The 18,234-nt window shown below is 64.3% G+C and carries 16 protein-coding genes; 13 read left to right on the top strand and 3 right to left on the bottom strand.

Annotation, left to right across the window (positions count from 1 at the left end; genetic code table 11):
• Nucleotides 1-238 precede the first annotated feature (238 nt).
• The 8 genes from X727_RS148855 (at nt 239) to X727_RS148890 (ending at nt 7,407) form a co-directional block, all read left to right on the top strand.
• The gene (locus X727_RS148855) at nt 239-499 is read left to right on the top strand and encodes a hypothetical protein (RefSeq protein ID WP_023670174.1); all 261 of its coding nucleotides are present in this window, start codon (nt 239-241) and stop codon (nt 497-499) included.
• Between the two features lie 81 nt (nt 500-580).
• Nucleotides 581-1,246 carry a response regulator transcription factor gene (locus X727_RS148860; protein ID WP_023670175.1) on the top strand — a complete coding sequence of 222 codons (666 nt, stop codon included), beginning with the start codon at nt 581-583 and terminating at the stop codon, nt 1,244-1,246.
• Nucleotides 1,230-2,648: an ATP-binding protein gene (locus X727_RS148865; RefSeq protein WP_023702189.1), complete on the top strand. Its 1,419-nt coding sequence runs from the start codon at nt 1,230-1,232 to the stop codon at nt 2,646-2,648. The genes X727_RS148860 and X727_RS148865 overlap by 17 nt, the downstream gene beginning before the upstream one ends.
• 174 nt (nt 2,649-2,822) lie before the next feature.
• Nucleotides 2,823-3,266, top strand: coding sequence for a hypothetical protein (locus tag X727_RS148870; protein WP_023834435.1), 444 nt, complete (start codon nt 2,823-2,825; stop codon nt 3,264-3,266).
• Nucleotides 3,267-3,353: 87 nt separating this feature from the next.
• On the top strand, nt 3,354-4,508 hold the full coding sequence (gene ccmI / locus X727_RS148875) for a c-type cytochrome biogenesis protein CcmI (protein ID WP_023834434.1): 1,155 nt from the start codon (nt 3,354-3,356) through the stop codon (nt 4,506-4,508).
• A 3-nt stretch (nt 4,509-4,511) separates the two neighbouring features.
• On the top strand, nt 4,512-4,955 hold the full coding sequence (ccmE, locus tag X727_RS148880; protein WP_023670179.1) for a cytochrome c maturation protein CcmE: 444 nt from the start codon (nt 4,512-4,514) through the stop codon (nt 4,953-4,955).
• Nucleotides 4,955-6,946 carry a heme lyase CcmF/NrfE family subunit gene (locus X727_RS148885; protein WP_023738550.1) on the top strand — a complete coding sequence of 664 codons (1,992 nt, stop codon included), beginning with the start codon at nt 4,955-4,957 and terminating at the stop codon, nt 6,944-6,946. The genes ccmE and X727_RS148885 overlap by 1 nt, the downstream gene beginning before the upstream one ends.
• A complete protein-coding gene (locus tag X727_RS148890; RefSeq protein ID WP_023834433.1) occupies nt 6,943-7,407 on the top strand; it encodes a cytochrome c-type biogenesis protein in 465 nt (154 codons plus the stop codon). Before X727_RS148885 ends, X727_RS148890 begins: the two co-directional genes overlap by 4 nt.
• Here X727_RS148890 and X727_RS148895 read toward each other — a convergent pair.
• Both X727_RS148895 and X727_RS148900 read right to left on the bottom strand, forming a co-directional pair.
• On the bottom strand, nt 7,404-7,712 hold the full coding sequence (locus X727_RS148895; protein WP_023670182.1) for a type II toxin-antitoxin system RelE/ParE family toxin: 309 nt from the start codon (nt 7,710-7,712) through the stop codon (nt 7,404-7,406). The genes X727_RS148890 and X727_RS148895 overlap by 4 nt on opposite strands.
• Nucleotides 7,709-7,978, bottom strand: coding sequence for a CopG family ribbon-helix-helix protein (locus tag X727_RS148900; protein WP_023670183.1), 270 nt, complete (start codon nt 7,976-7,978; stop codon nt 7,709-7,711). Before X727_RS148900 ends, X727_RS148895 begins: the two co-directional genes overlap by 4 nt.
• A 191-nt stretch (nt 7,979-8,169) precedes the next feature.
• On the opposite strand from X727_RS148900, the gene X727_RS148905 reads away from it, so the two are divergent.
• From X727_RS148905 to X727_RS148925, 5 genes are all read left to right on the top strand, one after another.
• Nucleotides 8,170-9,723, top strand: a complete 1,554-nt coding sequence (locus tag X727_RS148905; RefSeq protein WP_023670184.1) for a Do family serine endopeptidase — start codon at nt 8,170-8,172, stop codon at nt 9,721-9,723.
• A gap of 253 nt (nt 9,724-9,976) precedes the next feature.
• The gene (locus X727_RS148910; protein ID WP_023670185.1) at nt 9,977-10,651 is read left to right on the top strand and encodes a response regulator transcription factor; all 675 of its coding nucleotides are present in this window, start codon (nt 9,977-9,979) and stop codon (nt 10,649-10,651) included.
• A gap of 107 nt (nt 10,652-10,758) precedes the next feature.
• Nucleotides 10,759-12,234 carry a HAMP domain-containing sensor histidine kinase gene (locus X727_RS148915; RefSeq protein ID WP_023742645.1) on the top strand — a complete coding sequence of 492 codons (1,476 nt, stop codon included), beginning with the start codon at nt 10,759-10,761 and terminating at the stop codon, nt 12,232-12,234.
• Nucleotides 12,235-12,239: 5 nt separating this feature from the next.
• On the top strand, nt 12,240-15,200 hold the full coding sequence (locus X727_RS148920; RefSeq protein ID WP_245274180.1) for a bifunctional [glutamine synthetase] adenylyltransferase/[glutamine synthetase]-adenylyl-L-tyrosine phosphorylase: 2,961 nt from the start codon (nt 12,240-12,242) through the stop codon (nt 15,198-15,200).
• 65 nt (nt 15,201-15,265) lie between these two features.
• Nucleotides 15,266-15,739 (top strand): hypothetical protein, encoded by a 474-nt coding sequence (locus X727_RS148925; RefSeq protein ID WP_023715676.1) that lies wholly within the window; start codon nt 15,266-15,268, stop codon nt 15,737-15,739.
• Between the two features lie 103 nt (nt 15,740-15,842).
• Here the strand turns inward: X727_RS148925 and X727_RS148930 are convergent, their stop codons facing one another.
• Complete coding sequence (locus X727_RS148930) at nt 15,843-18,164, bottom strand: PAS domain-containing sensor histidine kinase (protein WP_023670189.1); 2,322 nt, start codon at nt 18,162-18,164, stop codon at nt 15,843-15,845.
• Nucleotides 18,165-18,234: the final 70 nt, after the last annotated feature.

Genomic DNA, 18,234 nt, shown 5'->3' with positions numbered 1-18,234 from the left:
GCGGTCCCAGAATGGTCTCGCCTTGACCTGTTCCCAATCTGGCTGCGAATTGAGAACCTGCGCGCAAACACCATAGCCGCGCAGCCGGTTTTCCGGTTATGAATCCATTGCCCGGTCTGAGGGACTGGGCAGTAGGATCGCATTCATTCGTTGCGCGCGCAGGGGGTATTGCGGGGATGGATTTTCACCCGTTCACCGTTCATTTCACGTTCAGCACAGTTGCGTTACAACGCCGACCATGAAAACGCTTCGCTCTCATGTCAGAACCGCGATACTGGCGCTCACAGCGGCCGGCCTGTTGGCGTCGCAAGCGACGCCGGCAGCCGCGGCGGATTGCTACGCGATCGGCCAGCAGGTTGCCGAGCAGAATGGCGGCACGCTGGCCAAGGCTTCGCAGACGACGCGTGGCGGCCAGGAGGTCTGCGTCATCGTCGTGCTTGTGCCGGGCAAGGACGGCCAGCGTCCGCGCCGCTCCGAGATCGTCGTCCCGGCGAACTGATCCAATCTTCCCCCTTGCAGGGTCGTTTCCCAGACCACCGGAATCGGCCTATAGCTGACCCATCAACAGGCCTGACCGATCATGCGCGTACTCGTCGTCGAAGATGACAAGGATCTCAACCGGCAACTGGCCGACGCGCTGGTCGATGCCGGCTATGTCGTCGACCGCTCCTATGACGGCGAGGAGGGGCATTTCCTCGGCGACACCGAGCCCTACGATGCCGTCGTGCTCGACATAGGCCTGCCGCAGATGGACGGCATCAGCGTCGTCGAGCGCTGGCGCCGCAACGGCCGCAAGATGCCGGTGCTGATCCTGACAGCGCGCGACCGCTGGAGCGACAAGGTGTCGGGCATCGATGCCGGCGCCGACGACTATGTCACCAAGCCGTTCCACATCGAGGAGGTGCTGGCCAGGGTGAGGGCGCTGATCCGCCGCGCCGCCGGCCATGCCTCGTCCGAGCTCACTTGCGGGCCGCTGCGCCTCGACACCAAGGCCTCCAAGGCCGATGTCAACGGCGTGCCGCTGAAGCTGACCTCGCATGAGTTCCGCCTGCTGGCGTATCTGATGCACCATATGGGCGAGGTGGTGTCGCGCACCGAGCTGGTCGAGCATCTCTACGACCAGGATTTCGACCGCGATTCCAACACCATCGAGGTCTTTGTCGGCCGGCTGCGCAAGAAGATGGGCATCGACATGATCGAAACCGTGCGCGGCATGGGCTATCGCATGCGTGAGCCGGAGGCGTAAGGCGGAACCGCTCCCCATACCAGCAAGGAAGCCTTTTTCGGCGCGGCTCTGGCCGCGCTCGCTGGCCTTCCGCGTCATCGGCTTTTCCACGATCTGGGCGATCCTCACCCTGATCGTCATCTTCACTCTGATCACCACGCTCTACCGCCAGGCCAGCGAGCGCGGCTTCGACAGCCTGCTGTCGGCGCATCTGTTCAATCTGATCGGCTCGGTCGGCGTTTCCGAATCCGGCCAGCTCACCGGTGCTCCCGACCTTGGCGACCTGCGCTTCTCGGAGCCGAATTCGGGCTGGTACTGGTCGGTGGAGCCGGCTTCCGAAGGTGTGCACGGCAACCTTCATTCGTCCTCGATGACCACGACGATCCCGTCGCCGACCGTCGCCGAGGTGCCGTTCAATTCGAGCTTCCAGCGCAGCTACTCCACCGACGGTATCGGCGACGAGCAGCTCGAAGTGTTCGAGAGCGAATTCGTGCTCGACGCCAAGAACCGCGCCGCGCGCTTCCGCGTGATGGGCAACAAGACCGAGCTCGAACAGGAGATCGCCACCTTCCAAGGCCGATTGCTGACCTATCTCAGCCTGTTCGGCGTCGGCATGATCGCCATCAATGCGATCGCTATCCTGCTCGGCCTCCAGCCCTTGCGCCGGGTTCGCAACGCGCTTGCCCAGGTGCGCGAAGGCACGGCGCAGCGGCTCGATGGCCGGTTTCCCGCCGAGATCGAGCCGCTCGCCAACGAAACCAATGCGCTGATCGAAAACAACAAGCGCATCGTCGAGCGCTCGCGTACGCAGGTCGGCAACCTTGCCCATTCGCTGAAGACGCCGCTCGCCGTGCTGATAAATGAGGGCCGGGCTCTCGGCGGCGCCAAGGGCCAGCTCATCGCCGACCAGGCCGCGTCGATGCAGAAACAGGTCGACCATTATCTGCAGCGGGCGAGGGTCGCTGCGCAGCGCGACAGCGTCGTCTACCGCACGCCGGTTACGCCGCTGGTGCAGCGCATGGTGCGCGTGCTGCAAAAACTCAAGCCTGATGTCAGCCTGTCGCTTACGCTGCCGGCGGCCGACATCGTCTTTGCTGGCGAGCGCGAGGATTTGGAGGAACTGCTCGGCAACCTTCTCGACAATGCGATGAAATGGGCGAAGAGCACTGTTGCCGTATCCGTCACGCCGGCCGCAGCCGGCCTGTTCGAGCTATCGATCGAGGATGACGGTCCCGGCATCCCCGAGGACAAGGCCCGCGACGTCTTGAAACGCGGCCGGCGCCTCGACGAGACAAAGCCGGGAACCGGGCTCGGACTTGCCATCGTTGCCGACCTCGTCAACGAGTATGGCGGGGCGCTGGCGCTGGAACGCTCCACGATGGGCGGGCTGAAGGCGGTTGTGCGCTTGCGGAGCTTGCAATGATGTACTGCCCAGGGCCAATCGACACGGCCGAATGCCTGTGTTATGGCGGCCCCTCGATTGCGCAAAAGCCGTTAAGAACGGCCAAATTTCCGACAAATATCAATAGTATGACGTCCTGACGCCCCCGATGACGCGGCCCCCAGCGCATCCCGTTCAAGAAAACCGGTTGTTGGCATGAAGATTCGCGTTGCGCTCGTTTCCGCACTGCTCGCTCTTTCCGGCTGCGGAACGCTGGGCAAGGGCAGTGGCCCGGATATCTCCATCACCAACCCGCCCGCGTCGCCTTCTTCAGGGGCCAAAGTCGCGACGACGATAATCTCGGCCATGGCCGGCGGGCTCGTCGGCGGATCGATCGGCAGTGGCCTGGACAGCACCGAGAAGCGCAAGGCGCTCGAGGCGGAATACAAGGCGCTCGAATACACGGCCAGCGGCCAGAAGGTGACGTGGAAGAGCGACAGTTCGGCCCATTCCGGCGAAGTCGTCGCGGCGCAGCCCTATCGTGTCGGCTCTCAGGATTGCCGTCAGTACACCCATACGGTGTTTACCGGCACGGCCGGCCAGACCGCGCGTGGCACCGCATGCCGCAACGCCGACGGCAGCTGGACGCCGCTGACCTGACCATTGGGGCCCGCGACCGGAATCCCGTCAAAGCGTCGCAGCATCCTCATGTTGTGAGAGCAGGGCTCTCGCTCTATTGGAAGAACCATGCTGTTCTGGGTCATAGCCGCAATTCTCACGCTGGGCGCAAGCCTGGCGGTGCTGCTGCCGCTGACCAGTGGCGGCAAGGACGCTCCGACCAGCAGCGACCACGACCTCGAAGTCTATCGCGACCAACTGGCCGAGCTTGAGCGTGACGCCGCGCGCGGCCTGATCCAGCCGGCGGAAGCCGAGGAGGCGCGCACTGAGATCGCCCGCCGCATCCTTCGCCTGGGAGATGTTGGTCAAGCCAATGTCGGTCAAGCCGATGCGCCTGGCACGCGGCAGCCGTCAAAGGCGGCAAGGCTGGTGGCAACGGCTGCGGTACTGGCGGTCCCTCTGCTCAGCTGGGGCCTTTACAGCCAGCTCGGCTCGCCGGATCTGCCGTCGCAGCCGCTTGCCGAACGGCTGGCCAAGAATCCGGCCGATAGTTCGGTCGACGAGTTGGTGGCGCGCGCCGAGGCCCATCTTGCCGCCAACCCTGGCGATGGACGCGGCTGGGACGTGCTCGCCCCGATCTATCTGCGCCTGCAGCGCTTTCCCGATGCCGTGACCGCCTATCGCAATGCCATCCGCCTCGATGGCGACACGGCTGCCCGCGAGGCCGGTCTCGGCGAAGCGATTGCCAATGCGGCCGGCGGCATCGTTTCGGCCGATGCGCAATCCGCTTTCGAACAGGCGCTAAAACTCGACCCGGCAAACGCGAAAGCCTCGTTCTATTTGGCGATGGCGCTGGCCCAGGAAGGCCGCATACCCGAGGCAACCACGGCTTGGCAGAAAATGCTCGATTCCCTGCCGCAGGATTCGCCATGGCGCGGAGCTGTCCAACAGGCACTGGCCGAGGCCGCCAACCGCAGCGTCGCGTCAGGAGAGCCCGCCAAAGGCCCCGACGCCGCAGCCGTCGATGCCGCCTCGTCGATGGCGCCGCGGGACAGGCAGGCCATGATCGAAACCATGGTCGCCGGCCTCGACGAAAAATTGCGGCAAAATCCGCGCGACACGGAAGGATGGATGCGGCTCATTCGTTCCTATGTTGTGCTGGGCAAGGCCGACCAGGCGCGCGACGCGCTGCATCGCGGTATTGCCGTGTTTGGCGCCGACAGTGAGGAAGCGAAGAAATTCACCGCCTTTGCCGCCTCGCTCGGCCTGACGGCGACGGAGTAGGACATGACGCGCAAGCAGAAGCGATTGTCGGTGATTGTCGGAGGTCTTGCCTTCCTCGGCGCCGCCACCGGGCTGACCTTCTATGCGTTGGGCCAGAAGGCCTCCTATTTCTATATGCCCGCCGATCTGACCACCGCCAGCTTGCAGCCGGGACAGCGCATCAGGCTCGGCGGCCTCGTCGAAAAGGGCACGGTCGTGCGCGGGCAGGGCGCGACGGTTGCGTTCTCGGTCACCGACACGCACAAATCGGTCAAGGTCAGCTATACCGGCATCCTGCCCGATCTGTTCCGCGAGGAGCAGGGCGTCATCACCGAAGGCAGCTTTGGCGCCGACGGCGTTTTCGTCGCCGACAGCGTGCTGGCCAAGCATGACGAGCGCTACATGCCCAAGGAAGTCGCTGACGGGCTGAAGGCCAAGGGCGTGTGGCAAGAGAGCAAGAGCCAGTAATGGTTGAGACCGGACACTTCGCGCTCGTCCTCGCCTTTGTGCTGTCGCTGGTGCAGACGCTGGTGCCGCTGATCGGCGCCCGTACCGGCAACCAGAGGCTGATGGCTGTCGGCGGTCCCGTCACGGTCACAGGCTTCGCGCTCACGGCGCTATCGTTCGCAGCACTCGCCGGCGCCTATGCAAGTTCCGATTTCTCGGTGGCGAGCGTGTGGGAAAACTCGCATTCGCTGCAGCCGCTGATCTACAAGATCACCGGAACCTGGGGCAATCACGAAGGCTCGATGCTGCTCTGGGTGCTGATCCTGACCTTCTTCGGTGCGCTGGTCGCCGTCTTCGGCTCCAACCTTCCGGCGACGCTGCGCGCCAATGTGCTGGCCGTGCAGGGGGCTATCGGCGCCACCTTCTTCCTGTTCATCCTGGCGACATCCAATCCGTTCACCCGGCTCAATCCGGCGCCGATCGAGGGCCGCGATCTCAACCCGGTCCTGCAGGATCTTGGCCTCGCCATCCATCCGCCGCTGCTCTATCTCGGCTATGTCGGGTTCTCTATCTGCTTTTCCTTCTCGGTCGCCGCCCTCATCGAAGGCCGCATCGATGCCTCCTGGGCGCGCTGGGTGCGGCCGTGGACGCTGGTCGCCTGGATGTTCCTCACCGGCGGCATCGCGATGGGCTCCTACTGGGCCTATTACGAGCTCGGCTGGGGCGGCTTCTGGTTCTGGGATCCGGTCGAAAACGCCTCCTTTATGCCGTGGCTGGCCGGCACGGCTCTTCTGCATTCGGCGATCGTCATGGAGAAGCGTTCGGCGCTCAAGATCTGGACGCTGCTGCTTGCCATCCTCACCTTCTCGCTGTCGCTGCTCGGCACCTTCCTGGTGCGCTCCGGCGTGCTGACCTCGGTGCATGCTTTCGCCACCGATCCGACCCGCGGTATCTTCATCCTGTGCATTTTGACGCTGTTCATCGGCGGCTCGCTGGCCCTGTTTGCGCTGCGCGCCTCGCGGCTGACGGCCGGCGGCCTGTTCCACCCGATCTCGCGCGAAGGCGCGCTTGTCCTCAACAATCTGTTCCTGACCACGGCCACCGCCACCGTGCTGGTCGGCACGCTCTATCCGCTCGCGGTCGAGGCGCTTTCGGCCGGCAAGATCTCGGTCGGCGCCCCCTTCTTCAACCTGACATTCGGCCCGCTGATGGTGCCGCTGCTGGTCGTGGTTCCGTTCGGGCCGCTGCTAGCCTGGAAGCGCGGCGACCTCTATGCCGTCGCTCAGCGCCTGATGGCGGCTTTCGGCGCCGCTCTCCTGGCGATGCTGGTCACGGGGCTGTTTATCGACGGCGCGTCGGTGTTCGCCGCCCTTGGTGTCGGCCTCGCCTGCTGGCTGGTCTGCGGCGCGCTCACCGACCTCGCCGTCAAGTCCGGCTTTGGCAATGTGTCGCCCGCCATCATGCTGCGCCGTTTCGCCGGCCTGCCGCGTTCGGTGTTCGGCACTGCACTTGCCCATCTCGGCCTCGGGCTGACGACGCTCGGCATTGTCGGCACGCTGTGCTTCGGCACCGAAAGGATACTGTCGATGCATGCCGGCGAGAGCGTCGAACTCTCCGGCCACACGCTGCGTTTCGACGGCCTCTTCCCGGCGCAGGGTCCGAATTACAGCGAGCAGCGCGGCCGCTTTTCCGTGATCGGCGCCGGTGGCGGCGTTTCAGCCGAGATCACCTCGGCCAAGCGCTTCTTTCCGGTGCGGCAGACGACGACGACCGAATCCGGCATCGAGACGATCGGCTTCAGCCAACTCTATCTGTCGCTGGGCGATGAGGGCACCGATGGGTCGGTCGTGGTGCGCCTGTGGTGGAAGCCGCTGGTGACGCTGATCTGGGGCGGAGCTCTGGTGATGATGGCGGGAGCCGCAATGTCGCTGCTCGACCGGCGCCTGCGGGTTGGCGCACCCTCGCGCCGCCGCAAGCAGGCAGCCTCCATGCCGTCGGCAGGCGCGCCGTGAGCACCAGGTTCTCGTTGGCCTCGCTCACCCTGCTTCTGGCGCTGCTGTTTGCCGGCGCGGCGCAAGCGGTGAAACCGGACGAGGTTCTCATCGATCCGGCGCTCGAGGCGAGGGCGCGGCTACTGTCGGAAGGCCTGCGCTGCATGGTCTGCCAGAACCAGTCCATCGACGAATCCGATGCAGACCTCGCCCGCGACCTGCGCATCCTGGTGCGCCAGCGCCTGGTTGCCGGCGATACCGACCAGCAGGTGATGGACTATATCGTGTCGCGCTACGGCGAGTTCGTGCTGTTGAAGCCGCGCTTCAGCCCGCGCAACGCCTTGCTTTGGGGCACGCCGGTGCTTCTGCTTCTAGTCGGCGGCATTTTCATTGTGCTGACCACACGCTCCCGCCGCTCGTTGGCAACCAAGGCGCTGAGCGCCGAGGAACAGGCGGCGCTGGACAAGATGCTGAGCGACTAGCTCGGCCATTCCTCCAAAGGCCAGTCCCGCGACGTGTGGATGGCGCGCAGGATAACAATGCTCTGACGGCCGGCGATCAGGCGCAATTCATAGGCAATGATGTAGGGCAGGCGGCCGATGGGCTTCTCATAAGTGCCTGTTACCCGGCCAGGTCGGCCCGTCGCCATATCACCAAGGCCCCGGCCCATTTCACGGATACGGTCCGCGAGGCGTCGGGCGGCGGCAGGATTGTCCTGAGCGATAAAGGCAACTTGCTGCGTGAGATCGTCCAGCGCCTCTCGCGACCAGGTGACGAACCGCTTCACGCCTTGCCTGCGCGCCTGGCTTTCGCTGCTTCGATCACCGCGTCGACCTCCGCCATGGCGTCGTCGTGGGGCACGACGCGGCCAGCCTCTGCGTCGGCCATGCCACGTTTTATGCCTTCGATGATATCCAGCTCGCGATCGACATAGGCTGAGACCGCCTCGGCGGCGAGGAATGATTTACTACGCCTGGTATCGGTAGCGATCTGCTCCAGCTTCAGCTTGGTCTCGGACGAGACTCGAATGGTCATGGTGGTGCTTGCTGTCATTGTGAAAGCCTTGTGCTGAGTTGTGTACACCATAGCGCAGCAGGCGAGCGCAACCAAGCGATTTGTGCGTCCGCCCAACATTACAAAACTTTCATGCTTCGGAAATGGCGCGGTAATGTGCGCCTCTCTATTTCTCTTGTCCGAGGATGCTCTGCCTGAGCCGCATCCAGTGAAAAGAGGATATGAGACCCATGACTATCGCCCCCAACCCATATTCCCGGACCCGCAAGCGCCTGTTGGCCGCCGCCGCTTCGCTGGCCATTGCCGGCGGCATCGGTTTCGGCGCCGTTGCCACTGGTACAGCTCCCGTTCTGGCCGATGCCGTGCGGGTCGAAGCGCCGCAGGTACCGGGCTTTGCCGACGTCGTCGAGCGCGTTTCGCCGGCCGTGGTCAGCGTCAAGGTCAAGGCCAAGATCGAGCCTGCCGCCGATGACGGCTCCGACCAGTCCGACGATCCGGACGGCATGAACAACCTGCCCGACAATCCGCAGCTGCGCCAGTTCTTCAAGCAATTCCGGGGCTTTGGCGATCAGAACGGCCAGGGCGGCGGCAATCGTCGCTTCAGCCACCGCGACCATAACAACGACCAGCCGCGTCCGGTAGCCCAGGGTTCGGGCTTCTTCATCTCGGATGACGGTTATCTCGTCACCAACAACCATGTCGTCGAGGAAGGCTCCGCCTTCACAGTGGTAATGAATGACGGCAAGGAGCTTGACGCCAAGCTGATCGGCACCGATCCGCGCACCGATCTGGCGGTGCTCAAGGTCGATGGCGTCGGCAAGTTCACCTATGTCGATTTCGCCGACGATTCCAAGGTTCGCGTCGGCGACTGGGTGGTGGCCGTCGGCAATCCGTTCGGCCTCGGCGGCACCGTCACCGCCGGCATCGTCTCGGCCCGTGGCCGTGATATCGGCGCCGGTCCCTATGATGACTTCATCCAGATAGACGCTTCGGTCAACCGCGGCAATTCGGGCGGCCCGACCTTCAACCTTAACGGCCAGGTCGTCGGCATCAACACCGCGATCTTCTCGCCGTCGGGCGGAAGCGTCGGCATCGCCTTCGACATTCCGGCCTCGACCGCCAAGCAGGTGGTGCAGGATCTGATGAAGAGCGGCTCGGTGCAGCGTGGCTGGCTCGGCGTCGAAATCCAGCCGGTTACATCGGACATCGCCGAATCGCTGGGCCTGAAGTCGCAGAACGGGGCTCTGGTTTCGGGCGCCCAGGACGGTGGCCCCGGCAAGAAGGCCGGCATCACCGCCGGTGACGTGATCACCCAGGTCGAAGGCAAGGACGTCGCATCGCCGAAGGAACTGGCTCGTCTGATCGGCGCCTACCCACCCGGCAAGTCGGTCGACGTCACGGTGTGGCGCGACGGCAAGAGCCAGACCATCAAGGTCGATCTCGGCACGTTGCCATCCACTGACAAGCAGGCCTCGGCCGACCCGCAGCAGCCCGCGGCACCGGCAAAGCCCGCCGCGCTGGCCGATCTCGGCCTCACCGTCACCAAGTCGGAAAACGGCAAGGGCCTGGTGGTGACCGATGTCGATCCCGACAGCGATGCCGCCGACCGCGGCATCCAGCCCGGCGATGTCATCACCTCGGTCAATTCGACGGAGGTGAACGGCACCGAAGACGTCGCCAAGGCGATGGCCGATGCGGTCAAGTCCGGCCGCAAGGCGGTGCTGATGCAGATCACCCGCGACGATTCAAACCGCTTCGTCGCGCTGCCAGTCGCCAAAGGCTGACATCACACAGTTTCCAGTGCGGCGGTTTCAACACCCCCGAGCCGCCGCACGGGAAGCAAGGGGCCGAACGCGTTAGTCAGTCATCGTGTTCTGCCCCCGGCGGCAGCGGGCCCCATCGCCCGCTGCCGCTCTAACATCGAAGCATGTCGCCCAAAAGTGCACGGCGGTTTTGGCAAAACGACATGCTTGAACGAAAGCTTTTGCGCTCATGGCCGCCCCTCAATCTTCCGGCGAAATCGCGTATAACGGCTCTATGAAGATTCTCGTCATAGAAGACGATCGCGAGGCGGCCGACTATATGCAGAAGGCCTTTGCCGAGGCTGGGCACACCGCCCATGTCGCCGGCGACGGCGAAACCGGCTTTGCGCTGGCCGATGCCGGCGACTATGACGTGATGGTCGTCGACCGCATGATGCCACGCCGCGACGGGCTCTCCGTCATTGCCGGCCTGCGCTCGCGCGGCAACACCACGCCGGTGCTGATCCTGTCGGCGCTGGGCGAAGTCGATGACCGCGTCACCGGTCTGCGCGCCGGCGGGGACGACTATCTGACCAAGCCCTATGCCTTTTCCGAATTGCTCGCCCGCGTCGAGGTGCTGAACCGCCGCGCCAGCGCCAGGGAGGCCGAAACCGTCTACCGGGTCGGCGATCTCGAGCTTGACCGGCTGTCCCATTCGGTCAAGCGCGCGGCGCGCGAGATCACGCTGCAGCCGCGCGAATTCCGCCTGCTCGAATATCTGATGCGCCATGCCGGCCAGGTGGTGACGCGCACCATGCTGCTCGAAAATGTCTGGGACTATCATTTCGATCCGCAGACCAACGTGATCGACGTTCACGTCTCGCGCCTGCGTGGCAAGATCGAGAAGGGTTTCGACAAGCCGATCCTGCATACGGTTCGCGGCGCCGGCTATATGCTGAAGAGCGGCTAGAGCATGATCCCAAAAAGTAGGTACCGGTTTTTGGAGAAGATCATGCTCCAACAAAGGGGTAGGTCATGATGAGATTTCAGCCAAATCTCATCATGAGCTAGAACTCGATGGCCCTTTCCCTGCCGGCCATCATGAGGACGACGGCGGCGCGGCTTTCAGCGCTTTATTTCCTGCTTTTCGCGCTATGTGCCGTGTTGCTGGTCTTCTACATGACGTCGTTGTCGGCCCGCATGCTGACCGGCCAGACCCAGCAGACCATCAATGACGAGGTGCTCGGCCTCGCCCGTGCCTATCAGAGCGGCGGCCTGCCGCGGCTGGTGCGCGTCGTCGAGCAGCGCTCGCGCCAGCCCGGCGCCAACCTCTATCTCATTGCCGATGTCAACGGCCAGATCCTCACCGGCAACGTGCAGAGCCTGGCACCGGGGGTGCTCGAGACCGATGGCTGGACGACCGAACCCTTCTCCTATCGCCGTTTCGGCGAAGGTGAGCTCGAACGGCAGCGCAACCAGGCTTCTGACCCGAATGGCGCGCAGCCCGGCGAGACCGAAATTCAGCCCGAGGGCGAGAAGGGCCACAACGCCATCGCGCTGGTGCTGCGGCTGCCCAACCAGATGATCATGCTGGTCGGCCGCGATCTCGGCGAGCCCGAGCGCTTCCGCGCCGTCGTCCGCCGCGCCCTGATGCTGGCGCTGGGCATGATGGGCCTGGGCGGGCTGCTGATCTGGTTCCTTGTCGGCCGCGCCGCGCTGAAGCGCATCGACAGCGTCTCGGAGGCAAGCCGCCGCATCATGGGCGGCGATCTCACGGGACGGCTGCCGGTGACCGGCGCCGGCGATGAGTTCGACCGCCTGTCGGAAAACCTCAACACCATGCTGGCCAGGATAGCGACGCTCAACGAAGGGCTGAAGCAGGTCTCCGACAACATCGCCCATGATTTGAAGACGCCGCTGACCAGACTGCGCAACCGCGCTGAGGCGACACTTTCGGGCAAGCACAAGACCACCGACTACCGGCAGGCGCTGGAAGGCACCATCGCCGAATCCGACCAGCTGATAAAAACCTTCAACGCCATCCTGATGATCTCCAGGCTGGAGGCCGGCTATTCCTCGGAGAGCACCAGCAAGGTCGATCTCGCCGCCGCGGTGCATGACGTTGTCGAGCTTTATGAGCCGGTGGCGGAGGAGGCTGGCGTGGTGCTTGAAACTGCCGCGGACGGGAATTTTTCCGTCGATGGCAACCGCGAGCTGATCGGCCAGGCACTGTCGAACATCGTCGACAACGCCATCAAATACTCGACCGATGCGACGGAAAAGCCTGCCGTGCGCGTAGCCCTGCAGCGCGTCGGTCACGAAATCCGCCTTTCCGTTTCCGACAATGGCCATGGCATCCCCGACGATGCCGACCGCGCCAGGGCGACCGAGCGCTTCGTGCGGCTGGAAAAGAGCCGCTCGCAGCCGGGATCCGGTCTTGGCCTCAGCCTCGCCAAGGCGATCATGACTTTTCACAATGGCCGGCTTGAACTTCTGCCTGCCAATCCCGGATTGTCCGTTATCATGAGCTTCCCGGCGCGGGAGGACCATTGATGGCGGTGAGGATGGCTGCGAAACGGATCGAGACCGAATGGCGCCTGCAACTGGCGGCGCGGCTCGCGCCGCTGGATGAGGCCCGCGCCCGGCGTGAACTGTCGGAGATCGCTGGCGATGCCAAGGACGAGAACCTGCCGCGGCTGGCGAAATTCCTAGGGGGCAAGGGCGCCGCACAGGAGTTTCTCGCTGCCGTCTTCGACCTCTCGCCCTTCCTCCGCGATGTCGCGCGCCGCCGGCCGCAAATCCTCGACGCGCTGTTCGATGGCAGTGTCGAGGCTCGGCTGCTCGCCATCGCCGAAGCGATCGGCAAGGCCGCCTTTTCCGAGACCGTTTCCGAATCCAGCCTGATGATGGAACTCAGGCAGTGGAAGGGTGAAGCTCACTTCCTGATCGCACTTGCAGACCTCTCCGGCGAGGCCGATGCAGCGCTGACGGTAAGGCGCCTCAGCAATCTCGCCGATGCCTGCACCTGCGCGGCGGTCGACTTCCTGCTGCGCGAGGCGCACAGCCAAGGCAAGCTCAAATTGCCCGATCCCGAAAATCCGTCACGGCAATCCGGCTGGATCGTGCTCGGCATGGGCAAGCTTGGCGCGCATGAACTGAATTTCTCCTCCGACATCGACCTGGTCGTCTTCTTCGATCCGGATGCGCCGGCAATCGTCGATCCGCTCGACGCCACAGAGCTGTTTGCGCGCCTGACCCGCAGGCTGGTCCGCATCCTGCAGGACCGCACCGGGCACGGCTATGTCTTCCGCACCGATTTGAGGCTTCGTCCCGATCCAGGCTCGACGCCGCTGGCCATCCCGGTCGAGGCAGCACTTCGCTACTATGAGGCGCGCGGCCAGAACTGGGAGCGCGCCGCCATGATCAAGGCGCGTCCCGTGGCCGGCGATCTCGATGCCGGGGACGCGTTCCTGCGGGAATTGCAGCCCTATGTCTGGCGCAAATACATGGACTATGCGGCGATCGCCGACGTTCATTCGATCAAGCGCCAGATCCATGCCCACAAGGGTCATGGCGAGATCACGGTCAAAGGACACAACGTCAAGCTCGGCCGCGGCGGCATTCGCGAAATCGAATTCTTCGTCCAGACCCAGCAACTGATCGCCGGCGGCCGTTTTCCGGAGCTGCGCGGCCGCGAGACTGTGCCGATGCTGGGTGCGCTGGCGGCGCGCAACTGGATCACCGCCGATGCACGCGACGCGCTCACGCAGCAATATTGGTTTCTGCGCGGCGTGGAACACGCCATCCAGATGGTCGCCGACGAGCAGACGCATATTCTGCCCGACGATGATGAAGGGCTGGAACGCATCGCCCATATGCTGGGCTTTGCCGATGCCGCCAGATTTGCCGAAACCTTTCGCGCGGCTTTGCATGAGGTCGAGCGCCATTACGCCGCGCTGTTCGAGACCGCGCCTGAATTGTCGGCCGGCGTCGGCAATCTGGTCTTCACCGGCGATGTCGACGATCCCGACACGCTGCAGACCTTGCATGGCCTTGGCTTCCAGCGGCCAAGCGACATCTGCCGCGTCATTCGGGGCTGGCATTTCGGCCGCTATCGCGCCACCCAGTCGGCGGAAGCGCGCGAGCGGCTGACCGAACTGACGCCGGCGCTGCTCAAAGCCTTCGGCCAGACGCGCCGGGCCGACGAGGCGCTGGTTCGCTTCGATGAATTCCTCGCCGGCCTGCCCGCCGGCATCCAGCTGTTTTCGCTGCTGCAGTCGAATCCCGCTCTGCTGAAGCTTATGGCGACGATCATGGGCGCCGCGCCTCGGCTGGCGGCAATCATCACAAGGCGCCCGCATGTCTTCGACGGTCTGCTCGACCCGGCGCTGCTCACCGAACTGCCCAACCGCGCCTATCTCTCAGCGCGGTTGGCCGCTTTCATCGATGGCGACAGGCCCTACGAGGATGTGCTTGACCGGCTGCGCATCTTTGCCTCCGAGCAGAAATTCCTGATCGGTGTCAGGCTGCTCGCCGGCTCGATCGACGCGGCGCGCGCCGGCCGCGCCTTTTCCGATCTCGCCGACCTCACCATCGACGCCGCATTGCAGGCGGTGACCACCGAATTCGCGCTGCGTCATGGCCGCATCGCCGGCGGCACCGTGTCGCTGCTCGGCATGGGCAAACTCGGCAGCCGCGAGCTCACCGCCGGCTCCGATGTTGACCTCATTCTGCTCTACGACCACGACGCGGATGCCGACGAGTCCGAAGGCGACAAGCCGCTCGCACCATCGCACTACTATACCAGGATGACGCAGCGGCTGATCGCGGCTGTCTCGGCGCCGACCGCCGAAGGCGTTCTCTACGAGCTCGACCTGCGCTTGCGGCCATCCGCCAACAAGGGGCCGGTGGCCACCCACATCGATGCCTTCAAGAAATACCAGCGCCAGGAGGCCTGGACCTGGGAGCACATGGCGCTGGCCCGGGGGCGCGCCATCGGCGGCGACGCGGCCCTTTGCACCGAGGTCGAGGCCGAGGTGGCGGCACTTCTGGCCTTGCCGCGCGACGCCGCCAAGGTGAGGGCGGAGGCATCCGAGATGCGCGCGCTGATCGAGAAGGAAAAATCGCCGCGCGATCTCTGGGACATCAAGCTCATCTCCGGCGGCCTCATCGACCTCGAATTCATCGCGCAGGTGGCGGTTATAACCGGGCAGGTCGAAGCCGGCCGCAGGGTGACCGCGACCGGCGAAATTCTGGCGCATCTGTCGCCGGATTTCGCCGAGGCTGACGTCAGGCAGCAGCTTTGCGAAGCCTACCAGCTCTATCTGGCGCTGACCCAGATGACGCGGCTTTGCCTCACCGGCGCATTCGAACGCGATGACGTTCCGCCGGGACTGTCGGATCTGCTTCTGGCGGTGACTGACCTGCCGGATTTCGGTGTGCTGGAAGCACACCTCAAGGAGACGTCGCAAAAGGTCAGAAAGGATTTCGACCTTTTGCTTCGTACGAAACGGTTGTGAGGGCGTGAAGCGCTGGCGGCTGTTTCGGATCGCATCGGGGGTGACGATGCAACAGGAGAATACCCATGAGAAAGACAACCGGACTTGCCCTTGCCTTCGTCGCGCTTGCCGGCGCCGTTGGCACCACCGCCTATGCCGAGAACAATGCCAGCGCCAGAATGCGCGAGGGCGCGATGATGCGCCTCGACAAGGCGATGAAGGATTCCAACGGCACCATCAGCTTCGACCAGTTTTCCGACGCCATGAACGCGCGGCTGAAGAAGCTGGTCGCCGACAATGGCGGCAAGCTGACCGTTGCCCAGCTCGCCGACGCGCTGGAAAAGGCGCGGTTCGAGGAAATGGCAAAGCGTATCGTCGCCCGCTACGACACCAAGGGCGACGGCACGCTGACCACGGACGACATCACCGGGCGTGAGAAGAAGGTGTTCGCCATGCTCGACCGCAACAATGACGGCAAGATCGAGCGCAACGAACTCCCAAAGAAAGGCCGCATGGGCCGCCACCACCAATGGGACGGCGGCGACGACAGCATGGAGTGAGTGGTGATTGTGGCTCCGGCGGCGAAGCCGCCGGAGTCCTTACATGACCGCGCCTACTCAGTCCTTGAACGCAGCGGAGAGCACCGCTGGCATTGGCGGGCCGTCAGGCCGCCGCCTTCACCGCCGGTTGCGCCTTCTTCACCGGGATGCGCACCGACACGATCGTGCCGACGCCTTCGGTCGAGCGGATTTTCAGCGCTCCTCCTTGCAACTCGGCCAGCGAGCGCGAGATGGCAAGGCCGAGGCCGGAACCGGCGTGGTTCTTCGAAAACTGGTTCTGCACCTGTTCGAAGGGGCGGCCAAGCTTGCTCAGTGCCTCCTTCGGAATGCCGCAGCCATTGTCCTCGATGGTCAGCACCAGCGCGCCTGACGTGTTGCGGGCGCGCACCGAGATATGGCCGCCCTGGCCGGTGAACTTCACCGCATTCGACAGCAGATTGATGGCGATCTGCTTGATCGCCCGGCGGTCGGCGAACAGCGTCATCGTATCAGCGATGCGGGTTTCGACCGTGATCGATTTCTCCGCCGCCTGCAGCGAGATCACCCGCACCGTCTCGCGGATCAGCGGGCAGAGATCGATTTCCTCGCGGTCCACCGAGAATTGGCCGGCTTCGATCTTCGACATATCGAGTATGTCGTTGATGACGCCGAGCAGATATTTGCCGCTGCCGTTGATGTCGTTGGCATATTCCTCGTAGCGCGGCGAACCGAGCGGCCCGAACAGGCCTTGTTCCATCAGTTCGGAGAACCCGATGATGGCGTTGAGCGGCGTGCGCAGCTCGTGCGACATGTTGGCTAGGAATTCGGATTTGGCCCGATTGGCGGCCTCGGCGCGCTCGGTTTCCTTCATATATTCGCGGTTGAGCTCGACCAGTTCCTTGGCGCGCTCTTCCTCGGCCCGGCGGGCGAGGCTGAGGTCGTGGATGGTCGCCATCAGCCGGCGCTCGCTGTCGACCAGCTTTTCCTGGTGCAGCTTGATCTGGGTGATGTCGGAGCCGACGGAGACCGTGCCGCCGTCCCGGGTCCTCAGTTCGTTGACCTGCAGCCAGCGGCCGTCGGAGAGCTGCCGCTCGAAGGTTGCGCCCCCTTGCGGCCCGTTGGTGTTGGCCAGCCGCCGTTCAGAGGCGAAGGCCAGCATGCGCTCTTCAAGCACGGCGCGCGCAGCGCCCGGCATGACGTCGCGGTCCGACAGGCCGTTGTCCTTCTGGTATTTGGAATTGCACATGATCAGGCGCTGGGCGGCATCCCACAGCACGAAGGATTCGTTGATGTTTTCGATCGCGGTCCGCAGGCGCAGGTCGGCCGCCTCCGAGCGCAGCGCCAGATGCCGCTGCTCGGTGACGTCGACGGCAATGCCGATCAGCTGGATCTCAGGCGCTTCCGGGTCGATCACCTGGGCCCTGGCGCGCATCCACACCCACTGGCCGTCGGCGTGACGCATCCGGAACACCTGGTCGATATGGTCGATCTCGCGCTCGACGATTTTGTTGGCGAGCTCGAACAGGTCGCCGTCCTCAGGGTGGATGATGTCGTCGACCTCGCCGAACGACAGCATCGAGTTGCAGGGCTCGTAGCCCAGCATGTCGTACATCGAGCGCGACCAGTACATCTTGCCGCGCACCATGTCCCAGTCCCACAGGCCGCAGCGACCGCGAACCAGCGCCATGTCGATGCGCTGATGGGCTTCGAGATAGATGCGGTCGGCTGTCTGGGCGCGCGATGCCTGGCCGAAATAGGCGTAGAGGATGATGATCAGCACGCCGGCTGTCAGCACAAACAGCGTGACGTTGAGCGAGACGGTCTTGCGCCAGTTGTCGAACACCGCTTCCTGCGGCACCAGCACGGCGGCGGCGTTCTTGCGGTCCCGGGTCAGGCTCACCGCCGCGTACCAGTCCTGGCCGCCGATGCTGACATCCATGACCCCGGCGCGGTCGCCGAACATGAACAGCGGCTGGCCGTCCAGCACCAGGCTGTCCAGCGATCGCCCTTGCCAGCCGGTCGACAGCGGCGACACGGCAATGATCTTGAAGGCGCTGTCGGTGATCACAAGCACATGGCTTCTGCCCATGGCGCCCTGGCGGCTCGTGCTTTCCAGAAGATCAATTGCACCGCTGGATGCCGCGGTCGGGTCGGCCGAGATTGCGTTCGCCATCTGGCCGGCGGCGAGACCTAGCACCGCCTTGCCGTCGCGCTCGGCCTCGTCGCGCTCGTTCATCAGCGACAGCACGCGCAGTGCGGCGATGACGATCAGGAAGATGATGATGAGAGCCGGTATCGAACGGCGCAGAAGGGGTTCGGCAGCCAGGAGCCGCCGGTAGGCTGGTTCAGCGATGAGCCGCGTATTGCCGGCGAGGCCGTCGCCTCGCGCCTTGCGCCGCTCAAAAGCCGTCCCTTCGGGCGCGCCCCACGCGTCCGCCTTGGCCATAAATGGCACTCCCCGAATTTCCGTACGCTTGACGATCCGGCAACACCGCACATCCGAATCGTCTGTAAAG

This window comes from Mesorhizobium sp. L103C105A0 (genome assembly GCF_000502215.1).
In the GTDB taxonomy this organism is placed as follows: Bacteria; Pseudomonadota; Alphaproteobacteria; order Rhizobiales; family Rhizobiaceae; genus Mesorhizobium.
Note: the sequence above shows the minus strand (reverse complement) of the source record. Positions and strands in the feature narration are given on the sequence as shown.